Genomic DNA, 20364 nt, shown 5'->3' on the forward strand with positions numbered 1-20364 from the left:
CTTGATCGCATATAACATTTCTATTTCCGGCCCTTTGGACATATGTTTCACGGGAAACAGTTAGGCTTATTGGCCTTCATAGTTAATAAGCTTGGCAACTTTTGTTATGGATTCTCGGTATTCGTCGTCGGTGTTTGAATCTGACGTGATTCCGCCGCCGCCCCAACAATACAGCTCGGAGCCTGTGGCGACTAAAGAGCGGATAGTAATGCTGGCGTCGAATTGACCATTAACGCTGCTATAGAATACAGAGCCGCAGTAAGCGTTTCTGCCAAAAAGCTCCGTCTCTTTGATGATTTCCATGGCTCTACGCTTGGGCGCGCCTGTAATTGAGCCACCAGGAAAGCAGGCTCTTAGTAAATCGATATTACTTAAGTCGGGCGCAAGCTGGCCTTCAATGCTCGAGACTAAATGGTGTACATTTTCGAAGCTCTCAAGCTCGAACAGTTTTGGTACATGTATGCTGCCTGGTAGGCAAACCCGGCCAAGGTCATTGCGTAATAGATCCACAATCATGAGGTTTTCAGCTTTGTCTTTTTCGCTATTCAGCAGCCGCTGGGCGAGTGCGGCGTCTTCTCGCAGGTCTTGTGACCGCGCAATGGTGCCTTTGATAGGTTGCGCAAGAACCCGGCCTTGATCGTTTTTGACCAATCGCTCCGGCGATAAACTAATTAGCGCTTTATGTGCGCCCAGATCGAGAAAGGCAGCCATAGGGCCAGGTTGGCGTATTCTTAACGCTTGGTAGGTATCTAGTGGTGTTAGTTGCACCTTCAGGTTCGCAAAACGCTGGGTGTAGTTTACTTGATAGCAATCGCCGGCTTGTATGTAGTCTTGTATTTTCTGTAGCGATTTCCTGTAAGAGTTTAGATCAACTTCTGGCTCTAACCTATTGTTTTTACATACTTTGTTTGTCTTGAGTGGCGCTAACTTCTCGACTAGTTGGATGACTTTCTGACGCAGGTCTGTATCACAGTCGGGTAGGAAAACCAGCTGACTTGTTCCCTGGTGATTATCTTGAACCAATGCCCAGCGATAATCCCCAACAGCAAAGTCAGGAAAGTTAAGCTCGCCACTGGGCTCGACGCCTAGCTCACTCCACGCGCCAAATTCATAGCCCACGAAACCCAGTAGACCGCCGCAAAAGGGCAAGTTGGAGGTAACGTCTAGGTTAGTTTGTAGTTTTGTAATCGCCTCCCATGCCTGCTCGGCGGTGTTTGCTTTGGTTTTTGATTGCTGGCTAGCATTTTGGTAAGAAAGCATGCCATCTTGCAGTGTTAGCCACTGTTGTGGCGCTCCGGTGATGATATGATACCGGCCTGATTCACCAGCAAAATTACAGCTGTCGAGCAGGGCGAGATGGGGAAGTTCCTCGAATACCCTCAGCCAATGGCTAGGGTTCTCGAGGTAGGTGATACAAAGTGTCTCGAGCTGCATTGATTGCACTATCGATTTTGGGCGGGCAGTGATTGTAATTGTTTGCTGTCGCCAAGCCAATTTAAGCTTAGATTTTTAGAAGGGTCGCTCTATGAGCGCGCAATTGGGCGTAAAAAGCAGCAGTGGTTTGTTCCCGGCTGTGTTAAAGGAAGCTGAACTGAAGGGCGATTATGTGGAAGATGTCTATCTTCTTAAGCCCGGAAACAGTATGGATAGGGCGGCTGAATTTGCGGTTACCCGCCTTAGTGCCCCGGGCAAGCGCAAGGTTGGGTTGCCTCCTTTGGTCATGCTGCACGGGCTGTATCGCAACAGGCAGCAGTGGATTGCTGGTGGCCAGGGCCTGGCCATGGCATTGATCAATGAAGGCTATGATGTCTGGTTGCCGGAGCTGAGAGAGCACGGCAGTTCGCCGTTGCGATCGCAAGTTCATGCGACGGAACCACAAGATATTGTCGAATGTGATTTGCCCGCAGCCGCGATGTTTATTCGCGAGCAAACGGGGGCGCCAGCCATCTGGATAGGTGTGGATGTCGGTAGCCTCGCAGCCTTATTTACGTTGCAGAGCGGCATTCTTTCAAGTCAAATGATTTCCGGTTTAGTGTCCTTAGGTGGGCCCTGTGATAAAGAGGCGATAAGTCTCGGCAAACGTATCGCGAGTGTCGGGCTCCGCGCTCGCATGTTACAGGAGCGAGCTGGTGATGAGCCTGAACGTCGCGATTGGATTAATTATTGGCGTAAGCGATTTGGTTTGTTGAGTTATTGGCGCGGCAGGCCCGTGGAATCGCTGAAGTTGTTTCTCAGTCAGCCCCGTCAAGTGATGCATATATTTGCCCCCGAACATTTTGCCGCCAAGCTGTCCCGGTGGCGTAATTTAAATTCAGTGACGATTCATTTACTAGCTGATGAGCGAAATGATTACGCGAGCGCCAGAGAGTGGTTGGGTCGAGCGGGCTGCGTGGATCAGTTGATGCCAGGCTTGCGCCTGTCGATAGAGCAGCTCTCTTCCCAATCTGAAAGATAATGGCGTTTGGATGTATTATGGCTTATCGCGCATTAGAAAAAATAATCAACTTGTACGACGGTTATTGCAGGCCCTTTCAGGTCGATGGCAGGCCTCTTTTGTTAATTCAAGATGGCAACCGGCCCTATCTTTTGTTGAATCGGTGCCCGCATATGGATGCGCGCATGGATAACGCTAGTCTCGATGCGGGAAATATCCGCTGTCCGGTGCACGGAATTCAATTTAATTTGGAGAGTGGCGTAGCCGTTGGCCCTCTCGCCAGTTGTTTAAAGCAGCTACAAAAGCTGCCGCTTGTTTATGAAGGTGGCACGGTGGGCGTTGACCTATAATCGCTATTCAGCAAGCGAATCCTTTTTGTCTGCATTCAGCCTCAGTTAACTGCCATAATTAATCTCTTAACAGAAGGGAGTTATTTTATGGCTATTTCCGCAACGCAGTTTTCAACGCCTGATTTGAGTGATGAGCATGGCGATGCGCTTATCGCTCTCGACCCGATTTTTCAACACTATGGCGGCCGCCTTAATTTCCACGGCGAGATTCAAACCGTTAAGTGTTTTGAAGACAATTCTCTCGTTAAGCAATTAGTGGCCGAGCCCGGGCTGGATCGGGTTATGGTAGTTGACGGGGGTGGTTCATTACGTAAGGCGTTACTGGGCGATATGCTAGCAAAGCAAGCCGTAGACAATGGTTGGGCTGGCTTCGTCATTTTTGGTTGCATCCGCGATGCAGAAATTATTGCTCAGCTTCCAATCGGTGTTAGGGCACTTAATACAAGTCCGGTGAAAACAGAAAAGAAAGGCATTGGTGAGCAGGGGTGCCCTGTGCGTTTTGCCGGCGCTAGGTTTGGCTGTGGGCAATTTATTTATGCTGATATAAATGGAATTTTACTTTCCGATACTCGCTTGATTTAGCGTTTAACAAAAAAGGGGGTTGCCTAGGCAACCCCCTTTTTTGTTAAAGGAGAACCGATTAGAACTGGTTCATCGTGTTATCTTTGCCAGAGGCTTTAAGCGCTGCGTCACCTGAGAAGTACTCTTTGTGATCATCGCCCATGTCTGAGCCCGCCATGTTCTGATGTTTTACGCAGGCAATACCTTGACGGATTTCTTTGCGTTGAACACCTTCAACGTAGGCGAGCATGCCTTGTTCGCCGAAGTAACCCTTGGCCAGGTTGTCAGTTGATAGCGCCGCAGTGTGGTAAGTTGGCAGCGTGATTAGGTGGTGGAAAATACCGGCTTCGCGCGCAGCATCGCGCTGGAAGCTCTGAATTTTCTCATCAGCTAGTTTTGCCAGTTCCGTGCTGTCGTAACGCTCGTCCATCAACTTTGCGCGCTCGTAGCTTGATACATCCTGACCTGCTTCGGTCATGGCATCGAATACTTGCTGACGGAAGTTGAGGGTCCAGTTGAATGATGGTGAGTTGTTGTAAACCAACTTTGCATCTGGAACTGTCGCACGAATTTTGTTAACCATGCTGGCGATTTGGCCAACGTGCGGCTTCTCGGTTTCGATCCACAAAAGATCTGCACCGTTCTGCAGCGAGGTAATGCAATCCAGTACAACGCGATCTTCGCCTGAGCCTTGCTTGAACTGGAATAAACCGCTCGCTAAACGCTTTGGACGCAACAGTTTGCCGTTACGGTTTAGTACCACGTCGCCGTTTTTCATGTCAGCCGGTGATACTTCTTCAGCATCGAGGAAGCTGTTGTATTGATCGCCCAAGTCGCCAGGGGTGTTGGTTACAGCGATTTGCTTGGTGAGGCCAGCACCTAGTGAATCGGTACGGGCAACAATTACGCCGTCTTCGACACCTAATTCGAGGAACGCATAACGAACGGCTTGAATCTTGGCTAAGAAATCTGAATGAGGAACGGTTACTTTACCGTCCTGGTGACCACATTGCTTTTCATCGGAAACTTGGTTTTCGATTTGAATACAGCAAGCGCCAGCTTCAATCATTTTCTTGGCTAACAAGTAGGTAGCTTCTTCGTTGCCGAAGCCGGCGTCGATGTCGGCAATAATTGGCACCACGTGCGTCTCGTGATTGTCTATCTTGGCCTGAATCTCTGCTGCTGTTTTTTGGTCATCAGCGGCACGTGCGGCGTCTAATTGACGGAACAGGCCACCCAATTCCCGGGCATCAGCTTGACGTAAGAAGGTGTATAGCTCTTCAATCAGGCTGGCGACAGAGGTCTTCTCATGCATAGATTGATCGGGCAAGGGACCAAACTCGCTGCGCAGGGCGGCTACCATCCAGCCTGACAGGTACAGGTAGCGACGCTTGGTGCTGCCTAAGTGTTTTTTAATCGCAATCAACTTTTGCTGACCGATAAAACCGTGCCAGCAACCTAAAGATTGGGTGTATTGGGCTGAATCGGCATCGTAGTTGGCCATGTCTTCGCGCATGATCTTTGCAGTGTACTTAGCGATGTCTAAGCCAGTTTTAAATTTGTTCTGAGCACGCATGCGAGCGGCGTACTCTGGATTAATGGCTTCCCACTTAGAGCCTTGCGCTTGACGCAGTGCGGTTACTTCTTTGATATCGTTTGTGTATTTAGACATGGTCTAGTCCTTCCCGTACTGGGTGAATGATCCTGAGGGGTACCTTTCAGTTACCTCAGTAAGCATCGAACGCTTGAGACTAGTGTAGGCAGGGAGGTTAGATTTGCCTAATTTATACTTTCTATTGCGGGTATTGCCGTTGTGAATTATAGTCGCACTCTAAAATTAGCAGGGGTGAGAGGGCAGTAGGTGAATATTAACCGAATAGATCTAAATTTGTTGGTTTATCTGGATGTCCTGTTGCGCGAGCGAAATGTGACTAAGGCGGCGAATCACTTAGGTTTGAGTCAGCCGGCAATGAGCAATGGCCTGCGTCGCTTGCGCGATCTATTTGAAGACCCTCTTTTAGTGCGCACCAGCGAAGGTATGACGCCGACAGAGCGCGCCTTGGTGCTACAGCCTGTTATCCGCGACGTATTAGCCAACGTAGAGCGCGCGGTACAACCGCAAAGTGATTTTGACCCTTCGGCTTCAGACCGAGTGTATCGGATCATGGCGAGTGATTACGCCGAAGCGGTGCTTTTCCCAAATGTTTTGACCCGACTAAGGCGCGAGGCGCCTGGCGTTACTTTGGACATTATGACGCCCTCCGATGTCAGCTTTTTGGATGTAGAGCAAGGCAAGGTTGATATGGTGATTAACCGTTTTGATTCCATGCCGCAGTCCTTCCATCAAACGACGCTCTGGAAAGACAGTTTTTCCTGCATGCTTAGCCAGGAGAACCCCATAAAAGATCGATTTTCCCTAGAGACCTATTTGCAGGCTCAACATGTTTGGGTGAGTAAGACCGGCATGGGTGTGGGTGTGGGCGTTAATCCAAGAGATGTTCAGCGCCTAGGTTGGGTGGATGAGGCTCTGGCTAAACAAGGTAAAAAGCGTCGCATTAGTGTCTTTACGCGCCATTATCAGGCGGCTATGTTGCTGGCCGAGCAAAAAGATTTGATTGTTACCATTCCGTCTAAGGCGGCAAAGCTGCACGCCAATAATACCAAGGTCGTTATCGCCGAGCCGCCGTTTGAAATACCTCAGTTTGAGCTGAAAATGGCCTGGAGCCCACTGTTGCAAAATAATGCGGCTCACCAGTGGATGCGCCGTTTGATTGTAGATGTAGCCCACAGCTCCTAGTATTCCTCTTGTGAATGACCGATATTGAGATAATAGGTTAGATAAATTCTTCAGGCCTATTTAGAATTTGGTCAACGAAGGTGGTTTTAATCAAACGTCTACATCAAGCTTGATTGCAATTACCGCTTAATGAACAGAGAGGTTGATATGACAAATAGAATTCAGCAGGGTGGGTTGCAAATTGCCGAGTGCCTTTATCGTTTAGTGGAGGAGCAAGTGGCGCCTGGCACTGGCGTAACCCCTGAAGCTTTCTGGTCTTCGCTTGAGTCAATTCTCGCCGAGTTCATGCCGCGCAACGAAGCGCTGCTTAAGTTACGTGATGATTTGCAGTTGCGCATCGACCAGTGGCATACCGCTAATCCAGGTCCAGTCAAGGATATGGCAGCCTATAAGAGCTTTTTAACTCAGATAGGTTATCTGTTACCGGAGCCTGCGGATTTTTCCGTAAGCACCACAAATGTCGATGAAGAAATTGCCTCGCAGGCGGGTCCGCAGTTAGTGGTTCCTGTTAAGAACGCACGTTTTGCCCTGAATGCCGCTAATGCGCGCTGGGGTAGTTTATACGATGCCCTATACGGCACTAATGCTATTAGTGAAGAGGGTGGTGCCGAGAAAGGTGGCCTCTATAATCCCGTGCGAGGAGCCAAAGTTATTGCGTTTGCTAAAGCCCACCTAGATCAAGCAGCACCACTTGCCGCTGGCAGTCATGCCGATGTGGTGCTTTACAAAGTGAGTTTTGGTGAGCTTCGTGTGGAGCTCAAAAATGGCGCAGAAGCAGGGTTGCAGCAGGCCGAAAAGTTTGTCGGTTTTCGCGGCACCGAGTCGTCTCCTTCTGCGATTCTGCTGAAAAATAATGGCCTGCATATTGAGATTCAAATTGATCGCCAAGCTGTGGTTGGAAAGACGGATCTCGCTGGCGTCCAAGATCTGTTGGTTGAGGCCGCTGTAACAACCATTATGGATTGCGAAGATTCTGTTGCCGCCGTTGATGCGGAAGACAAGGTTGAGGTTTATGCCAACTGGTTGGGGCTCATGAAGGGCGACCTACAGGATTCTTTCTCAAAAAACGGTAAGACCGTCACCCGTAAGTTAAATGAGGATCGTAGCTACAGCGCAGCCAAGGGCGGCGAGTTGGTGTTGCACGGCCGCAGCCTTTTGTTTGTTCGCAATGTTGGCCATTTAATGACAACAGATGCGGTGTTAACAGCCGATGGTAAAGAAATTCCCGAGGGGATTCTAGATGGGTTGGTCACCGTGCTGGCTGCTAAACACGATGTGTTAAAGCAGGGGATGTTGAGTAATTCACGTACCGGCAGTATTTACATTGTAAAACCAAAAATGCACGGTCCCGATGAGGTTGCTTTTACCTGCGATCTTTTTGGTCGTATCGAAAAAGCGCTAGGCCTTGCACCACTGACGTTGAAAGTTGGCATCATGGATGAAGAGCGCCGCACAACGGTGAATTTAAAAGCCTGTATTGCGGCGGCAAAAGATCGCGTTGCGTTTATTAACACCGGCTTTTTGGATCGCACCGGTGATGAAATGCACACCAGTATGCTGGCTGGCGCCTTTGTCCCTAAAGCTAAAATGAAACAGCAGGCATGGATTGCGGCGTATGAAGATGCCAACGTCGATATTGGCCTGGCCTGTGGTTTGGCCGGTAGAGCTCAAATTGGGAAAGGCATGTGGGCGATGCCGGATGAAATGGCGGCAATGCTCGAGCAGAAAGTTGCTCATCCTTTGTCGGGCGCGAATACGGCTTGGGTGCCATCGCCAAACGGTGCGACCTTGCACTCGGTTCATTATCACCGGGTAAATGTTCAAGAGCGTCAACGTGAGTTATTGAAACGTCAGCCGGCGAGCTTAGACGATATTCTCACTATTCCAGTGATGGCCGATTTTAGTGCGTTAAGTGCGCAAGATATACAGCAAGAATTGGACAATAACGCCCAGGGTATATTGGGTTACGTGGTTCGCTGGATTGATCAAGGTGTGGGTTGTTCAAAGGTGCCCGATATAAACAATATTGGTTTAATGGAAGACCGCGCTACTCTTAGAATTTCCAGCCAGCATATTGCTAATTGGTTGCATCACGGTATTTGCACTAAAACTCAGGTTGAGGAAACCTTTGCCCGTATGGCTGCTATTGTAGACAAGCAGAATGCGGGCGACAAAGATTATGTACCGATGGCGCCTTCTTTAGTATCTAGTATTGCATTTAAAGCGGCCTCTGATTTGGTCTTTAAAGGTTTAGAGCAGCCCAATGGCTACACTGAGCCATTATTGCATAGCTACAGACGTCAGCTAAAAAGTGCTTAGTTTACTTTTGAATATTTCCAATAAGTTAAAGGCTCCTTATGGAGCCTTTTTTTATTTAGCTAGAATTTATCTACCTTGATAAATATTGTGGTATCTGTGTTTTGATTCGATGTTTGATAGCGGGTGATTCCCCGCTCGTTTGAGGCGCTGCTTCCTTGGATGCCTCCCACTTGAACCCATTCGCCTAGACGTGCATTAATTTGTGTGCGCATTGACTGGGTATCGATATTCCGACCGTCTACCGCGTTGGCTTCTTGGGATAAATCGAGTATGACCTCACCGTTGCGCAATCGTGCTATAACGCTGACGCCGCTGGTGACGGGCTGGTAGTAATCGCTGGTCGCAATGCCGCCCACAACGCCATAGCGAGACTGGATGGGTACTTGCTGACCCGATTGCAGGAATACGCGCTCTCCCTCAAGGGCCCGCAGTTGATAACTACTCTCGCCGCTGCCCCAGCCGGTTGATTTTTTGACGGTAACAGTTTGCTCTGTGGGTATTGGTTTGCCGTCCACACGAATTTTACCGGTAGTTATATTTCCCTGTGTGCTCAGTCCGCCGGAACTGCCGTGGTTACTTTTTGATTGACGCACGCTAATGAGTAGCTGCTGTACGGGCGCATCAAGCTCGTCAACCAGTAGTGCAATTTGTTGGAAGTTAGCCGGCGTCGTTTTTAATATGAGCTTATTTCCCGACGTGGAAATGTGGCCGCCCGACTCGATAAGCGGAATGAGCGTGTCCACTAAGGATTCAGGGCTGCGATGTTTAACGGGCAGCGTATAGATCACAAAGCCATCCGCTGCGTGGGTGGCGTAGGCTGTTATGAATAAAGTGACTGACATTAATAGCGTGATGATTAGGCGTTTCATGGCTAGCCTCTAGGTGAATTAAATTCCCAACCGCTGTAGTTCAATAACAGGCTCACCATATTGCCAAAGGTAATCAAATTTTTGGCTAAACGCTTTGGCATTCGCTCTGTCGTCAAAGTTTACAAAGCCTTTCCATTCTAGCGAACTGTGCTGTAATAAAATTTTACTGTCATCGCCAACCATGAAGGCTCTGTCTAGTTTTTGAACGTTCTCGGGGTCAAAATCTTTGGGCAATACTCGAAGCTTGATTTTATCGCTCAGGCGTTTCTGTAGCCCGATAAGTGGGTGATAGTTTTCTATGAGAGGCTGAGCGTTCTGAACCAGTATTTCAATTGAGCTGCGTCTAGAGCTGCGCGCGAAGCTGGAGCAGGCATCGACAAATAGCTCGTCGGCATAAAAATGTGAAGGTAAGTCAGGGCTGTAAATCCGAAGCTTGGAGCGGCATTGGCTCGCTAATTGGCTGCCAAAGGCCGTAAAAGTCGATAGTGCTTCTAGAATTAAAAGCCCTTGCGTAGTTTCGGCCGGATTGACGCCAGTGAGTTCAAATTGATCCATGGGATTGATTCCTCCAAACTTAACGCCATGAACTTTTAGACGATACCTAGCACCTTACCACAATATCCCTGCGGCGGTTAAAATCGTGTTTGTGGAGAGTGGACATCTACTCCTGGAGAGAGCAGGTAGTGGTTCAAACAGCTGCCAACAAAGGGTTGGCAGCTTTTAGCATGGCGTTAATCAGTCGTTATTCGTCTTCGAGATCGTCGTCGCTTGCTTCAAGAGGGTCTTCAAGCCACAGTGCGGCGCTTGCCGTCAGGGTGGCAAGTAGTTCTTGATGATTAGCGTTCGCCAGATGCGTGCGCCAGTTCACAATAGCTCTATTGTTGGCGAGCTTAAGCGCGAGTTCAGTCCCACAGTGATAGGATTTACCATTCGCGAATAGGGTCTCGTCGTGACAGGCAAAGCGAGCATCGGGCGCCTGATAGAGAGGTCCTTCGTGAACTTGGAGCTCGGCTTTCGCTTGTGTTATTTCATCAAGCGTGGGTTGAGCCGCTTGACCTGCGTCAGGGTCATATTTTGGTTCAGTCATGTATTTTCCAAACCATTCGGCGAGTTGCCCTGAGTTGTTCAAATGGGATTGGATGATTTGGTTTAAGGTATCGATCGTTTGGGTGTTTATCACGCCGGTGTTGGCCGTTGTGTCAACGCCGTTATCTTTATAGCGTAAGTGGTCGGGGAGGGATTTGCATATTTCTGCCGCGAAGTCGTCGATGATTTCAGCGTGTGACGGCGCCCTAAAGCCTACGGAGTAAGTCATGCAGTCGCCGTCGGCAATGCCCCAGTGGGCAATTTGAGGGGGCACATAGAGTATGTCACCAGGTTCCAGAATGAATTCTTCTTGGCATTCAAATTGACTCAAAATATTCAGGGGTGTGCCTTCGATTTTCGCGCTGTTTTCGTCGCACACTTGACCCAACTGCCAGCGCCGCTTACCAAAACCTTGAACTAAAAAGACATCATAAAAGTCAAAGTGCGGGCCAACGCTGCTACCGTCGGGTGCGTAGCTAACCATGATGTCATCTAAGCGCCAGTTTGGTAAAAATCGAAATTGGTCGAGTAGCGCCGTGACTTCAGGCACCCAGTGGTCAACAGCTTGAACTAGTAGCGACCAACCGGTTTCTGGTAGCTGATTAAAATCCTCCTCGCTGAACGGGCCTGCCTTAAGTTGCCAAGGTTTGCCGTTTTCCAGTTCCAGCACAAGGCGCGACTCCACGTCTTCTTCAAGTGCAAGCCCGGCCAACTCATCGGGAAACAGTGGGCTTTCCCAGTTGGGGAGGCCGTTACGGATAAGGCATGGTTTTTTTTGCCAGTAATTTTCAAAAAAACTACTCAGTGATAGATCGCCTAGTTGAGTTAGTGCCATGTTTTCTGCTCGCCTATAGGAAATTAAAAACGGCAGCCTTAGCTGCCGTTTTTGTTACAGGTCTTTTGCCTGTTGAATTGCATTACCAATATAATTATGGGGTGTTAAGGCTCTCATCACTACCTTGGCTTCCTCTGGTACGTCGAGGGTTTCCACGAAGTCGAGAATAACCTGTTTTGAGATTGCTTGGCCGCGCGTCAATGCTTTCAGTTTTTCGTAGGGCTCGGGTACATCATAACGACGCATAATAGTTTGAATTGGCTCAGCTAAAACCTCCCAGGCATTGTCGAGATCCGCATCTAGGCGTGCGCGATTAATCTCTAATTTGCTGATACCTTTTAATGTTGACGCGAAGGCAATAGCGCAGTAACCGAAGCCGACGCCCATGTTGCGGAGTACCGTCGAGTCAGTTAAATCTCGCTGCCAGCGCGACAGAGGTAGTTTTGCCGCTAGATGGTTGAATACTGCGTTTGCTATACCTAGGTTGCCTTCCGAATTCTCAAAATCTATAGGATTAACTTTATGGGGCATGGTCGATGACCCCACTTCACCGGCGATGGTTTTTTGCTTAAAGTAGCCAAGTGATATGTAACCCCATACATCGCGATCAAAATCGATGATGATTGTATTGAAGCGGGCGATGGCATCAAACATTTCTGCAATGTAATCGTGGGGTTCGATTTGCGTCGTATAGGGGTTGAAACTCAGGCCTAAACTCTCTACAAATTGCTGTGCATTGGCTGCCCAGTCAATGTTTGGGTAAGCTGATAAGTGGGCGTTGTAATTTCCCACAGCACCGTTGATTTTGCCTAATAGCTCTACTCCGGCGATGCTTTTAATTTGGCGCCTTAAGCGTGCCACGACATTGGCCATTTCTTTGCCAACGGTGGTTGGCGAAGCGGTTTGACCATGCGTGCGGGAAAGCATTGGGTCAGCGGCAAAGTCTTTGGCGAGCTTGGCGATAGCCGCTTCGACCTCAGTCATTTGCTCGAGCAGTAGTGCTCGGCCTCTGCTTAGCATTAACCCGTGCGACAAATTATTGATGTCTTCGGAGGTGCACGCAAAGTGAACGAACTCTTTGATTTTGGCTAATTCGGCGTTATCGCCAAATTTTTCTTTAATGAAGTATTCAACGGCTTTGACATCGTGGTTGGTGGTTGCCTCTATGGCCTTTACGCGCAGCGCGTCAGCTTCATTGAAGTCATCTACGATATTGTTGAGTAGCGCGTTAGTGGTATCACTGAAGCTGTTTACTTCAATAACACCCGGATGCTTAGCGAGTTGCTGGAGCCAGCGAATCTCCACTTCCACACGGCACTTAATCAGACCGAATTCGCTGAAAATAGCGCGATAATCTGAGGTTTTGCTTCCGTAGCGGCCATCAATAGGGGATACGGCCGTCAGCGCAGACAATTCCATGGGGTAAGCTCCGAGTGGTTTGAAAATTCAGGGGGCAGAATATTACCTTATTTCGGGCCTAATGGCAGCTGAATCAGTCTGATTTGCCGAGGTTTTTCCGAATTTCATAGAGCTGTGCCTCTGCAGATGTGAGCAATTTACGTCGACTCAGCAAAAACTGCCAACGGTTACCGCCCATTTGTCGCCACAGGGTCGCCGAGCGAATACCAGCCAGCAACAGCGCGCGTATTTGGTTGGCAATCCTTGGCTGTTGTAGGTAAGTCATTTCACCCATGACCTGGATTCTGAAATTGAAGGTGCTCAGCGTGTCGGTGTAAAGGGAGGCAAGGTTAGAAACAAGATTCTCGTGATCAACACCAAAATGATCCTTTTGGGTGCGAGCTAAATCTAAGCGTTGGCCAATGGTATTTAGCATACTGGGTGTTGATGCCAGCTTCTTTTGTAAATACAACAAGCCGTGAACATAGCGATCCGTGTGACTACCTTTTCGCTTTCCCTGTTCTAAAAACAGTATCAGACCCTCAAAACCATTTTGTAGACTATGGCTGAAGACCTCCTCCGGATTTTTCGGGTTCTGGATAAACAAACTGTTAAGTAGCACCTGGAAACTCTGCTTATCTTTTAAGCCTTGCGTTGCCAGCTTTTCAACTTGAGTAGCCGCTTCAAAAATACCAGCCAAGGCTAGGGTTTGGTAATCGATCTTGGTGAATTGTTTAATAGTGTCAAAGCTCATAGTGTTATCGATTAAAACTGTAATTAATGACCGCGCCGCCAAGGCAAATGTCTTCCTGATAAAACACCACGTACTGGCCTGGTGTGACGGCTCTCTGCGGTCGATCAAAGGATACGCACAGCTTGCCAGAGTCGTCGGCGCTGACTTCGCAGGCTTGATCGGGCTGGCGGTATCGAGTCTTAGCTTTACAGCGAAGGGGGAGGCTCGGGGGCGTGTTTATCCAGTGGCGTTGATCAGCGATCAGTGTATTCGTATAAAGCGAGTCGTGATCTGTGCCTTGAGCAACCATTAGTGCGTTGTTTTCAAGGTCTTTCTCGACCACAAACCAGGGCTCCTCTGGATAACCTTTTACGCCGCCAATACCTAGCCCTTGGCGCTGCCCCAGGGTGTAGTACATTAATCCGTGGTGCTGGCCAATGGTGTTGCCATCCATCGCTTTGATTGGCCCTGGTTGCGCAGGTAAATATTGTTCAAGGAAATCCTTGAAGCGACGCTCGCCAATAAAACAAATGCCGGTAGAGTCTTTTTTGTTGTGGGTAATGAGACTGTGTTTTTCAGCCAGTTTTCGCACGGCAGGTTTTTCTAAATTGCCAATGGGAAATAAACTTTTCGAAAATTCGGCTCCACCCACAGCATGCAAAAAGTAGCTTTGGTCTTTGTTGTTGTCGAGCCCTTTTCTGAGTAGCGTTTGGCCGCCGATTGTTTCTGTTCGCGCATAGTGCCCGGTGGCTATGAGGTCGGCACCAAGAATTTCAGCGTACTCTAAAAACACTTTAAATTTGATTTCGCGGTTACACAGTATGTCTGGATTTGGCGTGCGCCCAGCCTTATATTCTGCCAAGAAGTGCTCGAATACATTGTCCCAATACTCAGCGGCAAAATTAGCGGTGTGCAGTTTAATACCAAGGCGGTCACACACTGATTGGGCATCGGCTAAATCATCAATTGCCGTACAGTATTCAGAGCCGTCGTCCTCATCCCAGTTTTTCATAAACAAGCCTTCCACTTGGTAGCCTTGCTCAATAAGTAGGAGCGCGGATACGGAGGAGTCAACGCCGCCGGACATGCCGACGATGACCTTTTGAGCTTGGTTCATGATAACCACCTTAGATTTGAAGGGCGCCGATTTTACCTGTGCAGGGTGCCAAGCTCCAGTGATTGTGTGCCGTGTTTGATATATTGATCTATCACATCGCCCACTAGGGGGCTGCGCCATATACGCCGTTGCTGTTCTAGTTCCTCGCGGGATAGCCATACAGGCTCAATAATTTCGGGGTCTAGAGTGGCGTTGGGGATCTGTTTTGCATCGTTAGCGCTGAAAGTAGCGCGAAAATAGGTGGTGCCGTTACTGGCTGCGGTATAGCTGGTTAAACTGACGAAGCCATTCAAGCTAACTTGATAGCCCGTTTCTTCGAGGGTTTCTCTACAGGCGGCCTGAGCCAGTGTTTCGCCTTGCTCTACATGTCCTGCAGGCTGATTTAAACGCACACCTTGATCAGTGTTTTCTCGCACGAATAGGTATTTACCACTGCGTTCAACGATGACTGCAACGGTGACATGTGGTGTCCAGTAATCAACCATCGATAGTGTTTCCGCCCTTGCGCTTGTTGCTGTGTTTCGGATAAGCCTTCTTTTTTGGTTGCCGCGTCTGTTTGTTAAGGTCATTGCCGACCGCTACTGACTCATAGCGTTGATCGCCCGGTTGCATGTCACCCAGTTGCCAAGGCCCGATGGCGACCCGTATAAGCCTGAGGGTAGGGTGGCCGACGGCTGCCGTCATTCTTCGTACTTGGCGATTTTTCCCCTCGGTAATCGTTAGCGCTAGCCATTGGTCTGGGATAGCTTTGCGATACCTCACTGGTGGCACTCTGTCCCATACACGGGGTGGCTCTATGAGCTTAACCTGTGCGGGTTTGGTTAGGCCATCTTTTAGCGTAACGCCACGCTCTAGGCAGGCCAAAGCGTCCGATGCAGGTGTGCCTTCAACCTGAACCCAATAAGTCTTCGGTAGTTTATGGCGCGGATCGGCGATTTTGTTTTGTAGTAGGCCGTTGTTGGTGAGCAGAACCAAGCCCTCAGAATCAAAGTCGAGTCGTCCAGCCGGGTAGAAATTCGGTAGCTTTACGAGCTCAGCTAAGGTTCGTCGGTCATTGGTGTCGGTGAATTGACACATCATGTGGTAGGGCTTATTGAGTAAAATCAGGTTGGTCACGGGCTATTTGTTTCTCGAATAGTGGAAATCGACGCTGGGTGAGTTGATAGTAAATCTGGATCTTGGTAGCCATGCTATCATGATTCGGAATCGTCCCATTATCGAACTGGGGAGCATTCTTCTTCTCTCTTTTTAAGCGATAATGCCTTGGTCTTTGGTAAAAAAATTTCCCTCATATGGAGTAGCTCATGGGTTACCAACACATAGAAGTACCTGCCGATGGTGCAAAAATTACCGTCAATGCTGACTTTTCACTGAACGTGCCCGATCGCCCAATCATCCCATTCATAGAAGGCGATGGTATAGGCGTGGATATCACGCCGGTGATGCGCAAGGTGACCGATGCCGCCATTAACAAGGCTTACGGCGGTAAAAAATCCATCGCCTGGATGGAGGTCTACTGCGGCGAAAAAGCTGCAGCAAAGTATAGCGGTGACTGGTTCCCTTCTGAAACTTTGGATGCCATTCGAGAATATGTTGTGGGCATTAAGGGGCCTTTAACGACACCGGTAGGTGGTGGCTTTCGCTCGCTCAATGTGGCATTGCGTCAAGAAATGGATCTCTATGTGTGTCAGCGGCCCGTGCGCTGGTTCAAGGGCGTGCCTTCGCCGGTGAAAGACCCAGGTAAAGTCGATATGGTCATCTTCCGAGAGAATGCGGAAGATATTTACGCTGGCATAGAATGGAAAGCAGATTCTCCGGAGGCCAAAAAAGTTATCGACTTCCTGCAGAATGAGATGGGCGTGAAGAAGTTTCGATTTACCGAGAACCTCGGCATAGGTATTAAGCCAGTTTCTGAGCAGGGCACCAAACGCTTGGTACGTAAAGCTATTCAATATGCTGTCGATCAAAACCTGCCTTCTGTGACCTTGGTTCACAAGGGCAACATCATGAAATTCACCGAAGGTGCATTTTGTGACTGGGGTTATGAGTTAGCGCGCGAGGAGTTCGGTGCTACGCCGCTGGATGGCGGGCCTTGGCATGCCTTTAAGCACCCCAAGACGGGAGCGCAAATCGTCATAAAGGACGTTATCGCTGATGCCATGCTACAGCAGGTGTTATTGCGACCGGCGGAATACCATGTGATTGCCACGTTAAACCTCAACGGTGATTATTTATCTGACGCACTTGCAGCGCAGGTAGGTGGGATTGGTATCGCACCCGGGGCCAACAATTCAGACGCCGTAGCACTGTTTGAGGCTACCCATGGCACAGCGCCTAAATATGCTGGTCAAGATAAGGTTAATCCTGGCTCGCTAATCCTCTCTGCAGAAATGATGCTCAGGCATCTTGGTTGGTTTGAAGCGGCAGATCTGATCATCAAAGGTGTGGAAGAGGCTATTGCGGCTAAAACAGTGACTTATGATTTCGAGCGGCTTATGGATGATGCGACACTGCTTTCCTGCTCGGCGTTTGGGGATGCCATTATAGCGAAGATTGGGGCTTAAACTGTACTCACGCACTATCGCTGCCCTCTGCAGCTTTAGTGCGTGCGCTACCTGAAATATGACGCCATCAGCTTAGATTTAGTTTGCAACGACCTTTAATTCTGGGCGCTCATTCTCTTTTACAGCCTCATTGGCTTGGATATTTGTTGCGTGCAAACCCTTGTCGCCCTCAACGATATCGAATTTAACGGCTTGACCCGCTTTTAGGGTTTTATAGCCATCCATTTCAATCGCTGAATAATGCGCGAACAGGTCTTCACCGCCTTGGTCGGGTAGGATAAATCCGTAACCCTTTGCGTTGTTAAACCACTTAACAGTACCGGTAGGCATAGTATAAATCCTTCTAACGCCTTGATATATAACGTGTTTTTATAGTTTTGATAAAAGCACAGCCGCGTAAAGCCGAAAAACACACCCTTGTAAGACCGCACAACGTACCCATATCTACTGTATCTAGGCCGGCGGAAGGCGGTCAAAAAATGACAAGTTAAGCCATCTTTTAACCAACTGATGCTTTTATGTCAAGAGATTCAACCGTTGAGTGCCTTAGTTCGACTCGGCTTAGGGTAAAATGTAGGTTAATACACCTATAGTTAGAACAGGATGCAGTGAGCCTTGATGGGAAAATTCAAATATCTTCAGCTAACATTAAATAGCGCACACGATGAAGGGGATGATGATTCTGAACACGGCACAGGTGTTGCTGTCAAAGAGTCGAAGCCGGCGCTGAAAAGGCCATCAATGTATAAGGTGGTGTTATTGAATGATGACTACACCCCAATGGATTTTGTGGTCGACGTGTTGGAAAGTTTCTTTTCCATGAACCGGGAACAGGCGGTGAAAGTCATGCTTCAGGTTCATAACCAGGGAAAAGGCGTCTGTGGCGTTTTCACACGTGATATCGCTGAAACAAAGGCGGCTCAGGTGAATCAATATGCAAGAGAGAGTCAGCATCCGCTCTTATGTGAGATAGAAGCGGCTGGTGAAGGTGACGAAGCTTAGAGGTTACAGAGATGTTAAGCAAAGACTTAGAAGTTACCTTAAACTTGGCGTTTAAAGGCGCCAGGTCCAAACGACACGAGTTTATGACGGTCGAGCATTTGCTTTTAGCCTTGCTCGATAATGAGTCCGCGGCGACAGTTTTACGTGCATGCGGTTCCGATATTAACAAATTGCGTAAAGAGCTAATTGAGTTTGTTGACTCAACTACGCCACTCATTCCTGAAAATGATCCTGAGAGAGAAACTCAACCCACGCTCGGTTTCCAGCGCGTTCTACAGCGCGCGGTTTTTCATGTGCAATCCTCAGGTAAAAAGGAAGTAACTGGCGCAAATGTCCTAGTTGCCATTTTTAGCGAGCAAGAAAGTCAGGCTGTTTACTACCTGAAGCAACAATCTATTGCGCGTATTGACGTTGTTAATTTTATTACCCACGGAATTTCTAAAGTTTCTGGTCATTCAGGTCACGCTGCGCAAGAGCCAAATTCAGACGCAGTAGATGACGATGCGACCGTGGATGGCAATACGGCCCAGAGCCCATTGGATAGCTATACCACAAACCTGAATGAGATGGCCGCGAATGGAAAAATAGATCCACTGGTTGGGCGTGTGGCTGAAGTTGAACGCGTTGCACAAATTCTTGCTAGGCGGCGTAAAAACAACCCATTGCTCGTGGGCGAATCCGGCGTTGGTAAAACGGCCATCGCTGAAGGCTTGGCGAAAAAAATAGTTGATGGCGAAGTGCCTGAAACACTCATGGATGCGGTCGTTTATTCACTGGATTTGGGTTCATTACTGGCGGGCACTAAGTACCGGGGTGATTTTGAGAAGCGCTTTAAGGGATTATTAGCTGACCTGCGTAAACAGGATAAAGCAATTTTATTCATCGACGAAATTCACACGATTATTGGCGCTGGTGCAGCGTCCGGTGGCGTCATGGATGCTTCAAATTTGTTGAAGCCTCTACTAACGTCGGGCGAAATGCGCTGTATCGGATCAACCACTTTTCAAGAGTACCGCGGTATTTTTGAAAAAGATCGGGCACTGTCTCGTCGGTTCCAAAAGATTGATGTGAATGAGCCGTCAGTAGACGATACGTATCATATTTTGAAAGGTTTAAAGAGTCGCTTCGAGAAACATCATGGCCTGAAATATACCGACACAGCGCTTCGTGCAGCTGCAGAGCTGGCTGGTCGTTATATCAACGACCGGTTTATGCCAGATAAGGCTATTGATGTCATAGATGAAGCGGGGGCCTTTCAACAGTTGCAACCACCCCATAAGCGTAAAAAGCAAATCGGCGTGCCCGATATTGAAGCGATGGTCGCAAAAATTGCGCGAATTCCCGCGAAAAGCGTATCGAGTAACGACAAGGAGCAGTTACGAACCCTTGAAGAACAGTTGCGCATGGTGGTATTCGGTCAAGATAAAGCTGTAGGCACTGTATCAACAGCAATTAAATTATCGCGCGCAGGGTTAGGCTCTATCGATAAGCCAATTGGATCCTTCTTATTAGCCGGGCCGACGGGTGTAGGTAAAACAGAAATATGTCGCCAACTTGCCAAGATAATGGGGATAGAGCTTTTACGTTTTGATATGTCCGAGTATATGGAGCGCCACACCGTATCGCGTTTAATTGGTGCGCCGCCTGGCTATGTTGGCTTTGATCAAGGCGGCTTGCTTACCGATGCGGTGACTAAACATCCACACAGTGTTGTGCTTTTGGATGAAATAGAAAAGGCTCACCCGGAGGTGTTTAATCTGCTACTCCAAGTTATGGATCATGGAACCTTAACGGACAATAACGGCCGCAAAGCCGATTTCAGAAACGTGATTTTGGTTATGACCACCAATGCTGGTGCGCATGTGTTAAGCCAGCGTTCTATTGGTTTTACTAAGCAGGATAACACCACCGATGGCATGGAGGAAATTAAGAAAACCTTCACGCCGGAGTTCAGAAATCGACTGGATGCAGTGGTTCAATTCGCACCATTAACACTTGAAGTTATCAAGACGGTGGTGGACAAGTTCTTAGTTCAGCTACAAGTTCAACTTGACGATAAGCGGGTGCACTTGGCGGTATCTGACACGGCGCGCGAGTGGCTTGCCGTGAATGGTTACGATGAGAAAATGGGTGCCCGCCCAATGGCACGTCTTATTCAGGAAAAAATTAAAAAGCCGTTGGCTGAAATGGTTCTTTTCGGGGAGCTGGCCGATGGCGGTGGTACTGTGATGGTCGATGTCGAAGACGATGAATTGATCGTGAGTACCGAACATGAAACTGAAGCGGCTATGACGTAGCC

19 protein-coding genes are annotated in these 20364 nt (G+C 48.6%); 8 read left to right on the top strand and 11 right to left on the bottom strand.

The genetic code is table 11. From position 1 onward, the window contains the following. Positions 1–66 precede the first annotated feature (66 nt). Positions 67–1434 carry an aminodeoxychorismate synthase component I gene (gene pabB, locus ACGHTT_RS09405; protein ID WP_390594879.1) on the bottom strand — a complete coding sequence of 456 codons (1368 nt, stop codon included), beginning with the start codon at positions 1432–1434 and terminating at the stop codon, positions 67–69. 91 nt (positions 1435–1525) lie between these two features. On the opposite strand from pabB, the gene ACGHTT_RS09410 reads away from it, so the two are divergent. The 3 genes from ACGHTT_RS09410 (at position 1526) to rraA (ending at position 3366) form a co-directional block, all read left to right on the top strand. After that, positions 1526–2455 carry an alpha/beta hydrolase gene (locus ACGHTT_RS09410; protein WP_390594880.1) on the top strand — a complete coding sequence of 310 codons (930 nt, stop codon included), beginning with the start codon at positions 1526–1528 and terminating at the stop codon, positions 2453–2455. A gap of 17 nt (positions 2456–2472) precedes the next feature. Next, positions 2473–2784, top strand: a complete 312-nt coding sequence (locus ACGHTT_RS09415) for a Rieske (2Fe-2S) protein (RefSeq protein WP_390594881.1) — start codon at positions 2473–2475, stop codon at positions 2782–2784. Between the two features lie 87 nt (positions 2785–2871). Further along, positions 2872–3366 carry a ribonuclease E activity regulator RraA gene (gene rraA / locus ACGHTT_RS09420; protein ID WP_390594882.1) on the top strand — a complete coding sequence of 165 codons (495 nt, stop codon included), beginning with the start codon at positions 2872–2874 and terminating at the stop codon, positions 3364–3366. Positions 3367–3424: 58 nt separating this feature from the next. On the opposite strand, the gene ACGHTT_RS09425 is transcribed toward rraA, so the two are convergent. Continuing rightward, positions 3425–5017, bottom strand: a complete 1593-nt coding sequence (locus ACGHTT_RS09425) for an isocitrate lyase (protein ID WP_390594883.1) — start codon at positions 5015–5017, stop codon at positions 3425–3427. 189 nt (positions 5018–5206) lie between these two features. Here ACGHTT_RS09425 and ACGHTT_RS09430 point away from each other — a divergent pair, with 189 nt between their 5' ends. Both ACGHTT_RS09430 and ACGHTT_RS09435 read left to right on the top strand, forming a co-directional pair. Then, a complete protein-coding gene (locus ACGHTT_RS09430; protein ID WP_390594884.1) occupies positions 5207–6142 on the top strand; it encodes a LysR family transcriptional regulator in 936 nt (311 codons plus the stop codon). 147 nt (positions 6143–6289) lie between these two features. Beyond that, positions 6290–8461: a malate synthase G gene (locus ACGHTT_RS09435; RefSeq protein ID WP_390594885.1), complete on the top strand. Its 2172-nt coding sequence runs from the start codon at positions 6290–6292 to the stop codon at positions 8459–8461. Between the two features lie 59 nt (positions 8462–8520). Here ACGHTT_RS09435 and ACGHTT_RS09440 read toward each other — a convergent pair whose 3' ends face one another. The 8 genes from ACGHTT_RS09440 to ACGHTT_RS09475 form a co-directional block, all read right to left on the bottom strand. Beyond that, positions 8521–9330: a hypothetical protein gene (locus ACGHTT_RS09440; protein ID WP_390594886.1), complete on the bottom strand. Its 810-nt coding sequence runs from the start codon at positions 9328–9330 to the stop codon at positions 8521–8523. Positions 9331–9348: 18 nt separating this feature from the next. Then, the gene (locus ACGHTT_RS09445; RefSeq protein ID WP_390594887.1) at positions 9349–9885 is read right to left on the bottom strand and encodes a hypothetical protein; all 537 of its coding nucleotides are present in this window, start codon (positions 9883–9885) and stop codon (positions 9349–9351) included. Positions 9886–10072: 187 nt separating this feature from the next. Next, positions 10073–11251 carry a JmjC domain-containing protein gene (locus tag ACGHTT_RS09450; protein WP_390594888.1) on the bottom strand — a complete coding sequence of 393 codons (1179 nt, stop codon included), beginning with the start codon at positions 11249–11251 and terminating at the stop codon, positions 10073–10075. 54 nt (positions 11252–11305) lie between these two features. Beyond that, complete coding sequence (purB, locus tag ACGHTT_RS09455) at positions 11306–12670, bottom strand: adenylosuccinate lyase (RefSeq protein ID WP_390594889.1); 1365 nt, start codon at positions 12668–12670, stop codon at positions 11306–11308. A gap of 73 nt (positions 12671–12743) precedes the next feature. Further along, on the bottom strand, positions 12744–13403 hold the full coding sequence (gene hflD, locus ACGHTT_RS09460; protein ID WP_390594890.1) for a high frequency lysogenization protein HflD: 660 nt from the start codon (positions 13401–13403) through the stop codon (positions 12744–12746). A gap of 4 nt (positions 13404–13407) precedes the next feature. After that, a complete protein-coding gene (gene mnmA / locus ACGHTT_RS09465) occupies positions 13408–14619 on the bottom strand; it encodes a tRNA 2-thiouridine(34) synthase MnmA (protein ID WP_390594891.1) in 1212 nt (403 codons plus the stop codon). After that, complete coding sequence (locus tag ACGHTT_RS09470) at positions 14532–14984, bottom strand: NUDIX domain-containing protein (RefSeq protein ID WP_390594892.1); 453 nt, start codon at positions 14982–14984, stop codon at positions 14532–14534. Before ACGHTT_RS09470 ends, mnmA begins: the two co-directional genes overlap by 88 nt. Then, positions 14977–15615, bottom strand: a complete 639-nt coding sequence (locus ACGHTT_RS09475; RefSeq protein WP_390594893.1) for a pseudouridine synthase — start codon at positions 15613–15615, stop codon at positions 14977–14979. Before ACGHTT_RS09475 ends, ACGHTT_RS09470 begins: the two co-directional genes overlap by 8 nt. Positions 15616–15803: 188 nt before the next feature. Between ACGHTT_RS09475 and icd the strand changes: the two genes are divergently transcribed. After that, positions 15804–17063 (top strand): NADP-dependent isocitrate dehydrogenase, encoded by a 1260-nt coding sequence (gene icd / locus ACGHTT_RS09480; RefSeq protein WP_390594894.1) that lies wholly within the window; start codon positions 15804–15806, stop codon positions 17061–17063. Between the two features lie 78 nt (positions 17064–17141). Here icd and cspD read toward each other — a convergent pair whose 3' ends face one another. Beyond that, positions 17142–17393 (bottom strand): cold shock domain-containing protein CspD, encoded by a 252-nt coding sequence (gene cspD, locus ACGHTT_RS09485; RefSeq protein ID WP_390594895.1) that lies wholly within the window; start codon positions 17391–17393, stop codon positions 17142–17144. Between the two features lie 288 nt (positions 17394–17681). Here cspD and clpS point away from each other — a divergent pair, with 288 nt between their 5' ends. Then, positions 17682–18065 carry an ATP-dependent Clp protease adapter ClpS gene (gene clpS / locus ACGHTT_RS09490; protein WP_390594896.1) on the top strand — a complete coding sequence of 128 codons (384 nt, stop codon included), beginning with the start codon at positions 17682–17684 and terminating at the stop codon, positions 18063–18065. An 11-nt stretch (positions 18066–18076) separates the two neighbouring features. Then, positions 18077–20362 carry an ATP-dependent Clp protease ATP-binding subunit ClpA gene (gene clpA / locus ACGHTT_RS09495; RefSeq protein WP_390594897.1) on the top strand — a complete coding sequence of 762 codons (2286 nt, stop codon included), beginning with the start codon at positions 18077–18079 and terminating at the stop codon, positions 20360–20362. Positions 20363–20364 lie beyond the last annotated feature (2 nt).

The organism is Simiduia litorea (assembly GCF_042853465.1).
GTDB lineage: Bacteria > Pseudomonadota > Gammaproteobacteria > Pseudomonadales > Cellvibrionaceae > Simiduia > Simiduia litorea.